The organism is Halomonas litopenaei, from assembly GCF_003045775.1.
GTDB classification, from domain to species: Bacteria; Pseudomonadota; Gammaproteobacteria; order Pseudomonadales; family Halomonadaceae; genus Halomonas; species Halomonas litopenaei.
In genome coordinates, this window is the sequence record NZ_PXNS01000001.1 from 152,095 (window position 1) to 167,804 (window position 15,710).

Annotated in this window: 13 protein-coding genes; 9 read left to right on the forward strand and 4 right to left on the reverse strand. The window is 65.4% G+C overall.

Annotation, left to right across the window (positions count from 1 at the left end):
• Positions 1–14: 14 nt before the first annotated feature.
• From benC to C6W88_RS00775, 9 genes are all read left to right on the forward strand, one after another.
• Positions 15–1,034: a benzoate 1,2-dioxygenase electron transfer component BenC gene (gene benC / locus C6W88_RS00735; protein ID WP_108131178.1), complete on the forward strand. Its 1,020-nt coding sequence runs from the start codon at positions 15–17 to the stop codon at positions 1,032–1,034.
• Positions 1,035–1,186: 152 nt separating this feature from the next.
• Complete coding sequence (locus C6W88_RS00740) at positions 1,187–2,476, forward strand: ABC transporter substrate-binding protein (protein WP_108131596.1); 1,290 nt, start codon at positions 1,187–1,189, stop codon at positions 2,474–2,476.
• Positions 2,477–2,566: 90 nt separating this feature from the next.
• Positions 2,567–3,427, forward strand: a complete 861-nt coding sequence (locus C6W88_RS00745; protein ID WP_045991438.1) for a branched-chain amino acid ABC transporter permease — start codon at positions 2,567–2,569, stop codon at positions 3,425–3,427.
• Between the two features lie 91 nt (positions 3,428–3,518).
• Positions 3,519–4,613, forward strand: a complete 1,095-nt coding sequence (locus tag C6W88_RS00750) for a branched-chain amino acid ABC transporter permease (protein WP_108131179.1) — start codon at positions 3,519–3,521, stop codon at positions 4,611–4,613.
• Complete coding sequence (locus C6W88_RS00755; RefSeq protein ID WP_108131180.1) at positions 4,610–5,431, forward strand: ABC transporter ATP-binding protein; 822 nt, start codon at positions 4,610–4,612, stop codon at positions 5,429–5,431. Before C6W88_RS00750 ends, C6W88_RS00755 begins: the two co-directional genes overlap by 4 nt.
• Complete coding sequence (locus C6W88_RS00760; RefSeq protein ID WP_108131181.1) at positions 5,428–6,198, forward strand: ABC transporter ATP-binding protein; 771 nt, start codon at positions 5,428–5,430, stop codon at positions 6,196–6,198. The genes C6W88_RS00755 and C6W88_RS00760 overlap by 4 nt, the downstream gene beginning before the upstream one ends.
• 53 nt (positions 6,199–6,251) lie before the next feature.
• The gene (benD, locus tag C6W88_RS00765; RefSeq protein ID WP_108131182.1) at positions 6,252–7,025 is read left to right on the forward strand and encodes a benzoate diol dehydrogenase BenD; all 774 of its coding nucleotides are present in this window, start codon (positions 6,252–6,254) and stop codon (positions 7,023–7,025) included.
• A 188-nt stretch (positions 7,026–7,213) separates the two neighbouring features.
• A complete protein-coding gene (locus C6W88_RS00770) occupies positions 7,214–8,440 on the forward strand; it encodes a benzoate/H(+) symporter BenE family transporter (protein ID WP_108131183.1) in 1,227 nt (408 codons plus the stop codon).
• 379 nt (positions 8,441–8,819) lie between these two features.
• On the forward strand, positions 8,820–9,284 hold the full coding sequence (locus tag C6W88_RS00775) for a hypothetical protein (RefSeq protein ID WP_108131184.1): 465 nt from the start codon (positions 8,820–8,822) through the stop codon (positions 9,282–9,284).
• A gap of 27 nt (positions 9,285–9,311) precedes the next feature.
• Here C6W88_RS00775 and C6W88_RS00780 read toward each other — a convergent pair whose 3' ends face one another.
• From C6W88_RS00780 to adhE, 4 genes are all read right to left on the reverse strand, one after another.
• The gene (locus C6W88_RS00780; protein WP_108131185.1) at positions 9,312–9,683 is read right to left on the reverse strand and encodes a DnaJ family domain-containing protein; all 372 of its coding nucleotides are present in this window, start codon (positions 9,681–9,683) and stop codon (positions 9,312–9,314) included.
• Positions 9,684–9,789: 106 nt separating this feature from the next.
• Positions 9,790–11,190, reverse strand: a complete 1,401-nt coding sequence (locus C6W88_RS00785; RefSeq protein WP_108131186.1) for an amidase — start codon at positions 11,188–11,190, stop codon at positions 9,790–9,792.
• A 118-nt stretch (positions 11,191–11,308) separates the two neighbouring features.
• The gene (locus tag C6W88_RS00790; RefSeq protein ID WP_045991363.1) at positions 11,309–12,247 is read right to left on the reverse strand and encodes a helix-turn-helix domain-containing protein; all 939 of its coding nucleotides are present in this window, start codon (positions 12,245–12,247) and stop codon (positions 11,309–11,311) included.
• A gap of 274 nt (positions 12,248–12,521) precedes the next feature.
• Entirely contained in the window at positions 12,522–15,305 is a 2,784-nt protein-coding gene (adhE, locus tag C6W88_RS00795) for a bifunctional acetaldehyde-CoA/alcohol dehydrogenase (RefSeq protein WP_108131188.1), read from the reverse strand.
• Between the last annotated feature and the right edge of the window lie 405 nt (positions 15,306–15,710).

Genomic DNA, 15,710 nt, shown 5'->3' on the forward strand with positions numbered 1-15,710 from the left:
GAAGGAGAACGACCATGAGCTTCACCATCGCGCTCAACTTCGAAGACGGGGTGTCGCGCTTTATCGACTGCAACGAGGGCGAGACCGTCCTCGATGCGGCCTACCGCAACAAGGTCAACCTGCCGATGGACTGCTCCGACGGCGTCTGCGGCACCTGCAAGTGCCACTGCGACCAGGGCGAGTTCGAGCTGGGTGACGAGTACATCGACGAGGCGCTGTCCGACGAGGAACTGCACGAGGGGCAGGTGCTGACCTGCCAGATGGTGCCGTCCTCGGACTGCGTGCTGTCGGTGCCGGTGGCCTCGACGATATGCAAGACCGAGGTCGACAGCCGTGCCTCCACGGTGGTCCACGTCGAGCCCTTGTCCGAGGACTCCATCGAGCTTGCCATCGATATCGAAGGCGAGCCGCTGAACTTCCTGCCGGGGCAGTACGTGCACCTGGAGGTACCGGGCTGTGGTGAGCACAGAAGCTATTCGTTCAGCTCGCTGCCGGGGGAATCCCGCGCCAGCTTCCTGATCCGCAATGTGCCGGACGGGCTGATGAGCGGCTATCTGGCGGACAAGGCCAAGGCCGGTGACGCCATGGCGGTGACCGGCCCCATGGGCAGCTTCTACCTGCGCGCCATCCAGCGCCCGATCCTGATGCTGGCCGGCGGCACCGGGCTTGCACCCTTCCTGTCGATGCTCAAGCAGCTTGCCGCGCTCGAGGCCCAGGGCGAGGGAGCAGACCAGCCGATCCACATGATCTATGGCGTGACCAAGGACGATCATCTGGTCAAGTGCGAAGAACTCGACGCGGCGGTCGAGGCGCTGCCCGACTTCGACTACCTGACGGTGGTCGCCGACGAGGACAGCAGCCACGAGCGCAAGGGCTACGTCACCCATCACATGGACCCGCAGAAGCTGCATGACGGCGACGTCGACGTCTACCTGTGCGGCCCGCCGCCGATGGTGGACGCGGTGCTCAAGCACTTCGACCAACAGGGCATCAAGCCGGCGAGCTTTCACTACGAAAAGTTCACGCCCAACTGACGCGCCCTGCCCCGAAGCAGATCCGGCAAGGGAGACCTTTCGCCCTTGCCGACAAGAGACAGCCGACAACCGACAGCCACAGGCCGGGGCGTCCGGTCGACCGAGAGCCCCGCAATCTCATAACGATAATCACAACCTGACGAGACATGATCATGGCCAAGCTCACTATCGATAAAAACCTCAACACCGATAACACGCCCAGCACCGATAACACGCCCACCACCGATAACACGCACCGCCGCCGCCAGGCTTCCCAGTCATCCCGGCGCCTTGGCCCGCTTGCACGGTCGCTGCAGGCCGCGACCCTGGCGCTGGCCGGCGCCGCCCTGTCCACCCAGGCCCTGGCCGAGCACGACGTCAAGCTCGGGCTGATGCTGCCGTACTCCGGCACCTACGCCGCACTGGGCGAGTCCATCACCAATGGGCTGAAGCTCGCCATCGAGCAGGAGGGCGGCAGCCTCGGCGGTCATGGCGTCGAGTACGTGACCCTGGACTCCGAGGCCAACCCGTCCAAGGCGCCCCAGAACATGAGCCGCCTGGTCAAGGGTGATGGCGTCGACGTGGTCATCGGTCCGGTCCACTCCGGCGTCGCCATGGGCATGCTGCGGGTGGCCAAGCAGACCGGCGCCATCACCATCATTCCCAACGCCGGACTCGAGGCGGCCACCAACCAGCTGTGCATGCCCAACGTCTTCCGTACCTCGTTCAGCATGTGGCAGAACAGCTATCCCATGGGTCAGGTGGCCTATGACCAGGGCCATCGCAAGATCGTCACCATCACCTGGGACTACGCCGGCGGCAAGGAAGACCTGGCCGGCTTCGAGCAGGCCTTCACCGATGCCGGCGGCGAGATCGTCGAGCAGATCCTGGTGCCGTTTCCGAGCACCGAGTTCCAGACCTACCTGGCGCAGATCGCCAGCATCGCCCCGGACGCCGTCTACACCTTCTTCGCCGGTGGTGGCGGGGTCGGCTTCGTGCGGGACTACGCCGCTGCCGGGCTCAACGACAGCATTCCGCTGTATGGCTCGGGCTTCTTGACCGACGGCAACCTGGGGGCTTTGGGTGAGGCCGCCAACGGCGTACAGACCACCATGCACTACGCCGAGACCCTGGATACCCCCCAGAACCAGGCCTTCGTCTCGGCCTACCAGGAAGCCTACGGCGAGGCCCCGGACACCTACGCGGTGCAAGGCTACGACGCCGGCAAGCTGCTGGCCCAGGCCTACGCCTCGATTGACGGCGAGCCCGACCGCGAGGCGCTGATCGCGGCGCTGGAAGCGGTAGAACTCGACAGCCCGCGCGGCCCGGTGAGCTTCTCGGCCTCCCACCACCCGATCCAGAACGTCTACCTGCGCGAGGTAAGGGACGGCGAGCACCACGTCACCTCGATCGCCAGCGAGCAGCTGGAAGTTCCTGACAGCGCCTGCCCGATGAAGAGCTGAGGCGACCTTCGTTCACCGCGTCAATGACCTCGCCGAGGTGCCCGCGAATACCGGGCGCTCTCGGGCGGGCCAACGCCAAAGGAGTTCTTCATGGACCTTGCCTTCTTCGGGGTGCAGCTGCTCAACGGCTTTCAGTACGGCCTGCTGCTGTTCCTTATCGCCAGCGGCCTGACGCTGATCTTCGGCATCATGGGCATCATCAACCTGGCCCACGGCGCCATGTACATGATCGGCGCCTACCTGGCCTTCGACCTGACCCAGCGCCTCGGCAACTTCTGGCTGGCGATCCTGATCGCGGTGCCCATCGCGGTGCTACTGGGGCTGGTCATCGAGCGGCTGTTTCTCGACACCCTGTACAAGCGTGACCACCTCTACCAGGTGCTGTTGACCTTCGGCCTGATCCTGGTGCTCAACGAGGCCCAGCGCATCATCTGGGGCGGCGACGTCCACTCGGTGGCGCTGCCGGAGCCCTTTACCGGCGCCATCGCCCTGACCGACAACCTGCAGTACCCGGTCTATCGGCTGTTCGTGGCGGCGGTGTGCCTGGTACTGGCGGGGGCCATCTACTGGATCATCCGCCACACCCGGCTCGGTATCGTGATCCGCGCCGGCGCCGTCAATCGCGAGATGGTCGAAGGGCTCGGCATCAATATCCGCACCCTGTTCACCTTGATCTTCAGTGTCGGCGTGGCCCTGGCGGCCTTCGCCGGGATGATGGCGGCGCCGCTGTCGTCGATCACGCCGGGCATGGGTGACTCGATCTTGATCACCTGCTTTGTGGTGGTGGTCATCGGCGGCATCGGCTCGATCAAGGGGGCCTTCTTCGGCGCGCTGTTGATCGGCATGGCCGAGACCTTCGGTCCGGTGCTGATCCCGAGTCTCGCCAGCATGCTGATCTACCTGATCATGGCGCTGGTGCTGTTGATCAAGCCGCGCGGCCTGTTCGCCTGAGACCCGACGACAATCACCCTCCGCTCGGGCATCCCTTGCCGCCTGATCGGACCCCTTTGCAGACGGGACACCCGTCTGGAGGAGAAACACCATGTTGCATCGATATCCCAAGCGCGTGACGGTCCTGCTGCTGGCGGGCCTGGCGCTGCTGATCGCCTATCCGGCCTGGGGGCCGGCGGTATTCGGGGAGTCCAGCGCCTTCTTCATGGAGAAGCTGACCCTGATGCTGATCTTCGCCCTGTTCGCCGTCAGTCTCGACCTGCTGGTCGGTATCCTTGGCCTGGTCAGCCTGGGCCATGCGCTGTTCTTCGGCCTGGGGGCCTACACCCTGGCGATGGCCAGCCCCGACTTCAGCGCCGCCTCGCTGTGGTGGATGCTGCCGCTGGTGATGCTGGTCTCCGGCCTGGTCGCCGCCATCGTCGGCCTGCTGGTGCTGCGTACCAAGGGCATCTTCTTCATCATGACCACCCTGGCCTTCGGCCAGATGCTGTTCTACACCGTCAGCACCTCCAGCATGACCGGCGGTACCGACGGCGTCTTCATCATGTTCCGGCCGAGCCTTGCCATGGGCGAGACGCCGCTGATCGACCTCGACAACCCGCTGACGTTCTTCTACTTCTGCCTGGCGCTCCTGGTAGCGGTCTATCTTATCCTGCGCGCGCTGACCCGTTCCCACTTCGGCCAGGTGCTCGACGGCATCCACGACAACGAGCACCGCATGCAGGCGCTGGGCTACGCCACTACCGGATACAAGCTGATCGCCTTCGTGGTTTCGGCGATGATCGCCGGCGTCGCCGGCATGCTGGCGGCCATGCAGTACGGCTTCGCCAACCCGGCCCAGCTTGGCTGGCACCACTCCGGCGAGGTGCTGATGATGGTCATCCTCGGCGGCATGGGCACCATCTTCGGGCCGATCCTCGGCGCCTTCGCCTACGAACTGCTGCTGTACTTCTACGAGCACCTGACCAACCACTGGCCGATCCTGATGGGCCTGACCATCATCGTCGCGGTGCTGGTGCTGCCCAAGGGCATCGCCGGGCTGCTGCTCGACCCGCCGGGGCGCCAGGCCTCGCTGCTGGGGCGGCTTGGCGGTGGCAAGGACAACTTGGCGAAGGGCAGACAGACTTCCGCCTCCGACAGCGACGGTAAAAGCGTCGGCAAAAGCGCCGGGGAGGTGTCCTCATGAGCAGCATGCTCAAGACCCGCGGGCTGACCCGCAGCTTCGGTGGCCTGCTGGCGGTCAATGACGTCGACTTCGAGGTCGAGCAGGGCGAGATCCACGCCATCCTCGGCCCCAACGGTGCCGGCAAGAGCACTCTGATCAACCTGCTGTCCGGCGAGATTCCGCCGACCCGCGGCGAGATCGAGTATCGCGGCAGCGCGATCCAGGGCAAGAAGGCCCACCAGGTCGCCCGACTCGGTATCGGTCGCAGCCACCAGAAGACCAACATCTTTCCGCGGCTGAGCTGTCTGCAGAATTGCCAGCTGGCCGCGCGTATCCACCACGGTGGCGTCATCGGCAGCTGGCGCTCGCGCCGGCGGGCCCGCGAAGTCGATGAGCGGGCGCTGGCCGCGCTGGACACCTGTGGTCTGGTGACCCGGGCCCATACGGTGTCCTCCGGCATGAGCTACGGCGAGCAGCGCCAGCTGCAGATCGCCATGGTGCTGGCGACCCAGCCACAGCTGATGCTGCTGGACGAGCCGATGGCCGGCATGGGCCGGGAGGAGACCGACCAGGTCGCCGACCTGCTCAAGCGGCTGTCTCGCGACTACACCATCGTGTTGATCGAACACGACATGGACTCGGTGTTCCGCCTGGCCGATCGCATCACCGTGATGGTCGACGGTTGCGTGCTGGAAAGCGGCGACACCGAGAGCATTCGTGCAAGCGAAACGGTGCGTGACGTCTATCTGGGACGTCACGACAACAGCGAGGACAGTCGCCCGAACAGCGATAGCGTCGATATCGGCAACGGCTCCAGCAATAGCGAGGTGACGTCATGAATGTGGCGATCAAGGAGGCAGGAACGCAACGGGTGGACGCTGCCGAGGATGTCGAGTCGCCGTTGATCGAGGCCACCGGCCTGCACACCTTCTACGGCGAAAGCCATGTGCTGCACGGGGTGGATCTGACCCTCAGAGCCGGCGAGACGCTGAGCCTGCTCGGTCGCAACGGCATGGGCAAGACCACCACCTTGAAGTCGATCCTCGGCTTTGTGCCGCCGCGCCATGGCGAGGTGCGGATCATGGGGCTGGATACTCGCAAGCGCCGTCCCTGGCAGATCATTCGTCAGGGCATCGGTTATGTGCCCGAAGGGCGGGGCATCTTTCCCGGTATCAGCGTGCGCGAGCATCTGGTGATGGCCGCACGTCCGGGGGCTGACGGTCGCACCGATTGGGACATCGAGCGGGTGCTGGACACCTTTCCCCGGCTCAAGGAGCGCATCGGCCACGATGGTTCGCTGCTGTCCGGCGGCGAGCAGCAGATGCTGTCGATCGGTCGCGCGCTGATGCTCAACCCGCGCCTGTTGATTCTCGACGAGGCTACCGAAGGGCTGGCGCCGCTGATCCGCGACGAGATCTGGTCGATCCTGCGCACCATCAAGGCCTCGGGCATCGCCAGCATCATCGTCGACAAGAACATCGACAACCTGCTCGAGGTGGGCGACCGCCACCTGTTGATCGTCAAGGGCAAGGTGGTGTTCGACGGTGACAGCCAGGCGCTGAGGGCCGATCCCTCGATCCTCGATACCCACCTCGGTGTGGGCTGAGGCCACGCCGTGGCCACTTCACCCACCGCATCCGACAGCAGAAGGACAGCAACATGAAGCGATTCGAAGGACAGGTGATGCTGATCACCGGCGCCGCCCAGGGGATCGGTCGGCGTCTGGCCGAGCGGGCCGGCGACGAGGGCGCTGCCCTGGTGCTGGTCGATCGCGCCGAACATGTCCACCAGGTGGCCCGCGAGCTTGGCGAGCAGGGAGTCGAGGTCCTTGCCCTGAACGCCGATCTGGAAACCTGGGAGGGCGCCGAGAGCGCCATCAAGAGCGCCATCGAGCGCTTCGGGCGACTGGACGTACTTGTCAACAACGTCGGCGGGACCATCTGGGCCAAGCCCTACACCCACTACAGCCCGGAGCAGGTCGAGGCCGAGGTGCGTCGCTCGCTGTTTCCGACGCTGTGGTGCTGTCGCGCGGCGCTGCCCCACCTGATCGACAGCGGCGGCAATATCGTCAACGTCTCCTCGGTGGCCACCCGCGGGGTCAATCGGGTGCCCTACGCTTCAGCCAAGGGCGGGGTGAACGCCATGACCGTGGCGCTGGCCATCGAGATGGCCGAGCACGGCGTACGGGTCAATGCCACCGCCCCCGGCGGCACCGAGGCGCCGCCCCGGCTGACGCCGCGCAACGCCGAGCCCCAGAGCGAACAGGACAAGCTGTGGTACCAGCAGTTGATCGACCAGACCCTGGCGTCGAGCCTGATGCACCGCTACGGCACCCTGGACGAGCAGGTCGGGCCGATCCTGTTTCTGGCCTCCCGCGACGCCAGCTATATCACCGGCACGGTGGTGCCGGTGGCCGGCGGCGACCTGGGCTAGCCGGTTGATGCCGCGTGACGTGGACCCACCTTGCATCCCGCTGTACCTGCGGGACGGCGTGGTGAATCTTGTATCCTCCTTGGCCTGGCCGCGTGCCGGGCCTTTTTTGTCTTCCGTCGACGTCGCCGGGGGACCCACCAGGTGACATTCCTGGCCGTACATCGACGCCATCATCAAGGAGCCAGCCCATGCGCCGAACCGACTCCGATACCGTAACCGCACCCCAAGGGGCGGCTGCAGGGTCGTCCCTTTTTCGTGACCTGTCACTGTCGGCGGTGACGGCAGGCTTTGTCGCGGTGCTGATTTCCTACTCGGGGCCGCTGGCGATCTTCTTCCAGGCCGGGGCGGCGGCGGATATCTCACCCGAGATGATGACCTCCTGGGTGTGGGCCATTTCGCTGGGGGCGGCGGTGTCGGGCATCGTCCTGAGCCTGTGGCTCAGGGTGCCGGTGGTGACGGCCTGGTCGGCGCCGGGTACGGCGCTGCTGATCACCCTGTTCCCGGAGCTGTCGCTGGGCGAGGCGGTAGGCGCCTACCTGACAGCGGCGGTGCTGATGCTGATCATCGGTATCACCGGCAGCTTCGACCGGTTGATGGCGCTGATTCCGTCGGGCGTGGCCGCCGGCATGATGGCGGGCATCCTGTTCCAGTTCGGCCTCGGTGCCTTTGCGGCCATCGAGACCTCGCCCTGGCTCGCCGTCGGCATGCTGCTGGCCTATCTGGTGTTCAAGCGGCTGGCGCCGCGCTACAGCCTGATCCTGTTGCTGATCACCGGTGTGGTGCTCGCCGTGGTGCTGGAAGGCGCGAGTCTCGCCGGCGTCGGTGTGCACCTGGCGATTCCCCGTTTCATCGCTCCCGAGTGGAGCATCACCAGCACCCTGAGCCTCGCGTTGCCGCTGGTGGTGGTGAGCCTGACCGGCCAGTTCCTGCCGGGAATGGCAATCCTGCACGCAGCGGGCTATCACACCAGGGCTCGGCCGATTCTGACGGTGGCCAGCCTGACCTCCTTCGCCACCGCCTGCTTTGGCGGCATCACCACGGTGATCGCGGCCATCACCGCTGCGCTGTGCACCGGCAAGGATGCCCACCAGGACCCGGGCCGTCGCTACGTCGCCGGGGTCGCCAACGGCGTCTTCTACCTGGTCGGCGGGCTGTTCGCCGGTACTATCGTGGCGCTCTTCACCTCCTTGCCCGGGGCCTTTGTGGCGGTACTGGCGGGGCTTGCCTTGATCGGTGCGATCACCAGCAACCTGGCCGCCATGATCGCCGCCGAGGACCACCGCGAGGCCTCGGTGATCGCCTTTATGGTGACGGCCTCGGGCATGAGCCTGTTCGGTCTGGGCGCGGCCTTCTGGGGGGTGGTGATCGGCATGCTGGCGGTCAGGTTGCTGCATGGTGGACGCGCCGCAGCCTGACGCTGGCGGTGATGCATGGTCCCAGGCCGAATGGCGCTCGAGCGTCGCGAATTCATCGATGTCAGCACCGTCGGTGAGCCTGACCTGCGGCCGTCTGATACCGTCGGATTAGTGTGCTGAAACGATCGCGGCGTCAGGGTGGGAGCGCGGGGTGACAAAGTTGCCGGCTATCATCGGCGGAGCCCTATTTGGGCGCTGTCCGAAAAGTCGACGAGCGAAGGTTAGACAAGGCAAAAATCGGTGAGAAAGCGCAGTTTACGGAGTGTAAATGAGCATTTTGATCCGATTTTTAACGCCGTATTACCGAGTGCAGGCACTTTTCAGACAAGCCCTAGGCAAAGATGTCCGCTGTACTCGCTCGAATCACCAGGAAACCGCCGTGACCCCGTATTCAAGAAGTGCTCTCGCCTGCCATGCACTGGCGACCCTGATTCTGATCGCCTTCGGCCTGGTCTATCTCGGCAGCAGCGAGTTCATGCCCTACCACGCCGCCGCCATGGGGCTCGACTGGGCGTCGGTCGCTCCAGGTACCCGGCAGGTCCTGCTGGCGCTGATGCACGCCCTGGGGGGCGCCTGTCTCAGCGTGGCGCTGCTGGTCGGTGTGCTGCTGTGGGGGCCGTTTCGGAAGGGGGCTGCCTGGGCGACCTGGACGGTGCCGCTGGCCGGCTTTGTGCTGTGCGCGACCTCGCTCTACGCCCAGGTCGGGGTGGCCCTCAGGACGCCGGCGTCGCCGCCCATGCTGCCGGTCATCGCCGCCGGTGTCTTGCTGGCGCTGGGGCTGTGGCGGTCACGGCGCTGGCGCCAACGCGACGTCCCGTTGCACACCCGGTCGGACTCACGCTAGCACACCGTACTGACGGTAACCGCAGGGTCAGTCTCCCTCCCACTTCTCCAGCAGCCGGTCATGATAGCGCCCCAGCTCAAGAAGCCGACTGGCACCCCGCCCGCTTTCGCCAAGCCGTGCGCGCAGAAGACGCAGGCGTTTCTCGCAAGCGCTTCGCTCGGCGGCTTCCTGTGTCTGCGCCAGCAGGTCTTCCACCTCACGAATCTCGCGCTGAAGCTGAAGCTCCGGGGGCAGATAGCCTGAGTTCTTCAGCAGTCGGTAGCCTGCCCGCAGCGCCTCGGGAATCATGCTGTCGTCGTCGAGTTCGATGGGCTTGCCGTGATCCGGCAGGTTGTCGAAGGCGCCTTCCTGCTGCGCCTTCTGGATACGTGCCTCGGCCAGTTGGTCGAGCAGGGACATGGGAGCACCTCGTGGCGTAAAGCGGTCCTGTTGACCCGACTTTAGGCCATCGGAGCGCTCCCATCACCCGCCAGCGGGAGCCATCAAGAGAAGGAAGGCGCGAGGGCTACAGCTCTGGATGTCGACGATGCCAGTCGGTGACCTGCTGGAAGGCCCAGCCAGCGCGTACCAGCATCGCTTCATTGAACATCGGTGCGATGAACTGGAAGGCGATGGGCCCGCCCTGCTGGCTGAAGCCCGCCGGCAGGGTAATGGTCGGGTGCCCGCTCAGGTCGAAAGGACAGGTATAGCGCAGCATGCCGGAAAACAGCGCTTCATCCTCGCCGAACTTCTCCATGAACGCCATCGACGGGGCGGCGTAGGCGGTGACCGGGGCGATCAGCAGGTCGATACTGGCCAAGAGGCGATCGACCCGGCCCTTGAACTCGGCCCGGCGCAGCAGTCGTTGCTGGTGGTCCATGGCGCTCTGGGCGCGGCCCAGGTCGATCAGACCAGCAAGACCAGGGCCGTACGCTTCGCGCTGGCTGGGGAAGGTCTCGGCATGGGCGACGGCGGTCTCCACGCCGCACAGTGGCGCCCAGTCGAATACCGCCTGCTGGGTGTCGGGGAAGTCGATTTCCTCGATCACTGCACCGAGCTGTCCTAGCGTGGACACGACCTGTTCGAGGACGCCGCGGGTTTCGTTATCCACCGCTTCGATGGCCCAGTGAGGGTCGAGCCCGATACGCAGGCCCTTCAGGCCCCGTGTCATGCCGGCCAGGTAATCCGGCACGGCGAGGGGGACGGCGGTGGGGTCACGTTCGTCGGCACCGGCAATAACGCCAAGCAGCGCCCCTGCGTCGGCGGCGCTGCGGGCGATCGGCCCGATGTGGTCCATCGAGGCCGCCAGCTCGAAGGCGCCGTGTCGGCTGACTCGGCCCCAGCTCGGCTTGAGGCCGGTGACGCCGTTGGCGGCCGAGGGGAAGCGAATCGAGCCACCGGTGTCGGTGCCCAGCGAGCCAAAGCACAGCCCGGCGGCGGTGGCCACGCCGGAACCGCTGGACGAGGCGCCTGACCACAGGGCCTCGCCCCAGGGGTTGGTGGGCGGCGTGATGTCGGGGTGGTGATCGGCGAAGGCGCCTTCGGTCTGCTGCAGCTTGCCTAGCAGCACGGCCCCGGCCTGGTCGAGGCGTGTGACCACGCTGGCCGTTTCCCGGGGCACGTGGTCACGGTGCAGGGGCATGCCGTGGGTCGTCCGGGTCCCCGCTGTCCACAGCAGATCCTTGACGGCCACTGGAACACCCTGAAGCGGCCCCTTGTGGATGCCAGCGGCCAGATCGCGGTCCGCCTGGGCGGCCTGTTCAAGTGCACTGTCGGCCATGACGGTGACAAAGCTGTTCAGGGTGGTATCGACGCTGTCGATTCGCTCGAGCATGGTTCGAGTGACCTCGACGGCGCTCAGTTCCCTGGACTGGATTCGACGGCCGACCTCGATAAGGCCGTCAAAGTGCAGCGGATGGTCTGTCATTGTTGTCATCCTGATGGTGAGAGAAGACGCTCACCTTCAGGGTAGGCAGGGCGAGGGACTCAGGTTTGCCTGAACGGGCCAAGCGGTGGCCCGAGAGGGCCAGAGCGAGCTGGTGGGGTCACATCGTCTCGGGTGCGTGGCGACCTGCTTGCAGCAAGGTAGAGGGCGAATGACCGTAGGCCTGACGGAAGCTTCGGCTGAAATGGGAGACACTGGTGAAGCCATGCTCCAGGGCGACCTCGGTGACGCTGCGGATACCACCTGCCCGCAGGGTGGCGCGACTCTGCTCCAGGCGAATCGCCCACAGTGCTGCCATGGGGGTGTGACCGTGCTGAGCGAACAGCCGGGTGAGGGTGCGCCGAGAGACATGGTTGTCCCGGGCGATGCGATCGAGGCTCAGGGACGGGTCCTGGTGCTGTTGTTGCAGGTAGTGACAAAGGCGTCGGTAGAGCACGTCGTTGCGACTGTCGCCAGCGCCGCCCAGCCCCTCGAGCACCAGAGCCGCCAGATCGACCATCGCCTCGCCGAGCCCGATCGACGAGGCTTCGGCGTCTAGCCGGGCGCCGTCTCGGATCAACGCCTTCAAAGAGGTGGCGCCGGGCAAGGTCGCCGGGATAGGTCGCGCGGTCAGCGGCTCGGTGGAGGTCAGGCGACGCATCAAGGGCGCCCGAGGAAGGCGCACCAGATGAAGCGCGCTGGCGCTCAGGCACCATTCGAACGGGCGGCAGGCATCGTACAGCACCAGGTCGCCGGGCCCGATGGCGATCCGCCGCTGATCCTGGTCGAGTCTGGCCGTGGCGTTCTCGAGAAAGCCGAGCCACAGGTCATCGTCGCTGTCGCGGGACAGGTGGTGTGACTGCCGGCGCCAGCGGTGGGAAGAGGCGGCCATGGTACTGATGGCGACGTCGCCGTATTGCCTGATGTTGAGGCTGCCATGGAAGGGCCGTTCGTCGAGGCATTGGCTGTCGGCTGGAATGCAGTGGCTGCAGACGACGTCGTGCCAGAAGGCGAAGCGCTCTCGGGAGTCGATCTGTCGGGTGGTAAAGGCGGCCGTCATGCAGGTGTCCTTCCAGGCGGGGCGGCCACAGGGTCTCAAAATGGACATTGATGCAGCCATCGTCCCGACACTATAGCGCAGGTATAGCACAGGCATAGCGCAGGCGGGTTTGGCGGCGGCATGCACACCGGTTGGGCCCTTAGCGCAGGGGATAAGCACTGGTGACTGTTTGCGAGACGCAACAGCCCCCGCGAGATCGCTCTCGCGGGGGCTGTGGTCGTGGCGGGACCCCTTTCGATCAAGCCCTGCCAAGGGCTCTGGCGCTAGCTTGGGCTCAGGCGTCGGCCTTCTCCTTCTTCGCCTTGCGGCCAGCCGCCTTGCCGGTGGGTGTGCTCGCTTCGTTCCTGGCGTTCTGTCGGGCCTTTTCCGGGGCCTTGGCAGGGTCATCGGCAAGCGCCCGGGCCGGCGCGCGCGCTTCGCTCTTCTTGATCACGGTGGTGCCGGCGAAGGTCTCGCCCTCCACATAGACCTCCCCGTAGTAGGACGCTCGTAGCACTTCCTTGAGCTCGCTGATCAAGGGGTAGCGCGGGTTGGCGCCGGTGCACTGGTCATCGAAGGCCTCTGCGGCCACTTCATCGAGCTTGGCCAGGAAGTCGGCCTCGGGGACGCCGGCTTCCTTGATCGAGGCGGGGATGTCCAGCTCGCGCTTGAGCTCATCGAGCCAGTTGATCAGGCGCTCGACCTTCTGGGCGGTGCGGTCGCCGGCCAGGGACAGCCCCAGGTGATCGGCGACCTCGGCGTAGCGGCTGCGCGCCTTGGGCCGGTCGTACTGGGAGAAGGCGGTCTGCTTGGTCGGGTTGTCGTTGGCGTTGAAGCGCACCACGTTGGTGATCAGCAGCGCATTGGCCAGGCCATGGGGCAGGTGGAACTCGGCGCCGAGCTTGTGGGCCATGGAGTGGCACACGCCAAGGAAGGCATTGGCGAAGGCCATGCCGGCGATGCTGGCGCCACTGTGGACCTTCTCGCGGGCCACGGCGTTGCGCTCGCCCTCACGGTAGCTGGCCGGCAGGTACTGTTTCAGCAGCTTCAGCGCCTGCAGCGCGTGACCGTCGGAGAACTCGTTGGCCAGCACCGAGACGTAGGCCTCCAGCGCGTGGGTCACGGCGTCGTAGCCGCCAAACGCGGTCAGCGATCTGGGCATCTTCATCACCAGGTTGGCATCGACGATGGCCATGTCCGGGGTCAGCTGATAGTCCGCCAGCGGGTACTTGATGCCGGTGGCGTCATCGGTAACCACCGCGAAAGGCGTGACCTCGGAGCCGGTTCCGGAGGTGGTGGGGATACACACCAGGCTGGCTTTTTCGCCCATGGTGGGGAACTGGTAGATCCGCTTGCGGATGTCCATGAAGCGCATCGCCAGATCCTGGAAGTGCACGTCCGGGTGCTCGTACTTGACCCACATGATCTTGGCGGCGTCCATCGGTGAGCCGCCGCCGAGCGCCAGGATCACGTCGGGCTGGAAGCTGGCCATGGCCTCGGCGCCCTTGTCGACGATCGACATGGTGGGGTCGGCCTCGACGTCGTAGAAGGTGTGGACCTCCATGCCGAGGCCCTTGAGCAGGGCCATCAGCTCATCGGCGTAGCCGTTGTTGAACAGGAAGCGGTCGGTGACGATAAAGGCGCGCTTCTTGTCCTTGAGGTCGGTCAACGCCACCGACAGGCTGCCGCGACGGAAGTAGATCGATTCGGGGAGCTTGTGCCACAGCATGTTTTCCGCCCGGTTGGCCACGGTCTTGGTGTTGATCAGGTGCTTGGGACCGACATTTTCGGAGATCGAGTTGCCGCCCCAGGAACCGCAGCCGAGGGTCAGCGAAGGCGCCATGTCGAAGTTGTACATGTCGCCGATGCCACCGTGGGAGGTGGGGATATTGACCAGGATGCGCGCGGTCTTGAGGCGGTCGCCGAAGTAGCGGATACGTGACTGCTGGGTGTCCTGGTCGGTGTAGAGCCCCGAGGTGTGGCCGATACCACCGAACTCGACCATGGTGCAGGCCTGGTCCACCGCGTCCTCGAAGGAACTGGCGCGGAACATGCCCAGTGTCGGTGACAGTTTTTCGTGGGCAAAGGCGTCGTCGATGCTGACCCGCTCGCCCTCGCCGATCAGGATCTTGGTGTCGGCGGGCACCTCGATGCCGGCGAGCCCGGCGATGGTCGCCGCCGACTGGCCGACGATGGCGGCGTTGAGCGCGCCATTTTTCAGAAGCACCTGACGGACCTGGTCGGCCTCGTCGGCGGACAGCAGGTAGGCCGCGTGGGAGGCGAAGCGTTCACGCACCTCGTCGTAGACCTCTTTGAGCACGATCACCGCCTGCTCCGAGGCGCACACCACGCCATTGTCGAAGGTCTTGGACATCAGGATCGAGGCCACCGCCCGCTTGATGTCCGCGCTCTCGTCGATCACCACCGGCACGTTGCCGGCACCCACACCGATGGCCGGCTTGCCCGAGGAGTAGGCCGCCTTGACCATGCCGGGCCCGCCGGTGGCCAGGATCAGGTTGATGCCCTCGTGCTTCATCAGGGCCTCGGACAGCGCCACCGAGGGCTGGTCGATCCAGCCGATGATGTCCTGTGGTGCACCGGCAGCCACCGCCGCCTCCAGCACCAGCTTCGCGGCGGCGTTGGTGCAGTGACGTGCGCGCGGGTGGGGCGAGAAGATGATGCCGTTGCGGGTCTTCAGCGAGATCAGCGCCTTGAAGATGGCCGTGGAGGTGGGGTTGGTGGTGGGGATGATGCCGCAGATCAGGCCCACCGGCTCGGCGATGGTCATGGTGCCGGCTTCATCGTGGGTAGCGATGACGCCACAGGTCCTGTCGTCCTTGTACTTGTTGTAGATGAACTCCGAGGCAAAGTGGTTCTTGATCACCTTGTCCTCGAGCACGCCCATGGCGGTCTCTTCTACCGCCTGGCGGGCCAGCGGTATGCGGGCCTGGTTGGCGGCAAGCGAGGCGGCGCGAAAGATCGCATCGACCTTCTCTTGAGAGAAGCTGGCAAAGACCCGTTGCGCGGCCTTGACCCTGGCGACGAGAGCGTCGAGTTCAGCGAGGTTGGTAACAGCCATCATTGGCCTCCAGTAACATGACAAAGGAAAGAAAAAGCGACCTGCGAAACCTCCTTGGCGTGTGCAGTGCCTGTTGCTCGGAGCTGGGCATGTGCCTGGCTCGGGCGTCGGCGGGCATAAGGCTCGGGCGTCGGCGAGCATAAGAAGCAAAGCGGCTTGAAAAGTGGCTTGATGTCTTCCCGTCGAGATTCAGTCTATGGCTGTCTCGATTCAGCTCTGCTGACAGGGGTCAGTTTTGTCGCCGGTATTCCGCTGATTCGAACATCATGATGATCGCAAGCATCAGCTCAGCCTATCCGTGGGCTGGGGTAGGGAGGGCGCTTCAGCCGAGCCCCCTGTGGAGGAGGAGAGGTAGACTCCACCTCGGTCAGGAGAGGCCATTGGCAATAATGTCAGGACACAAAT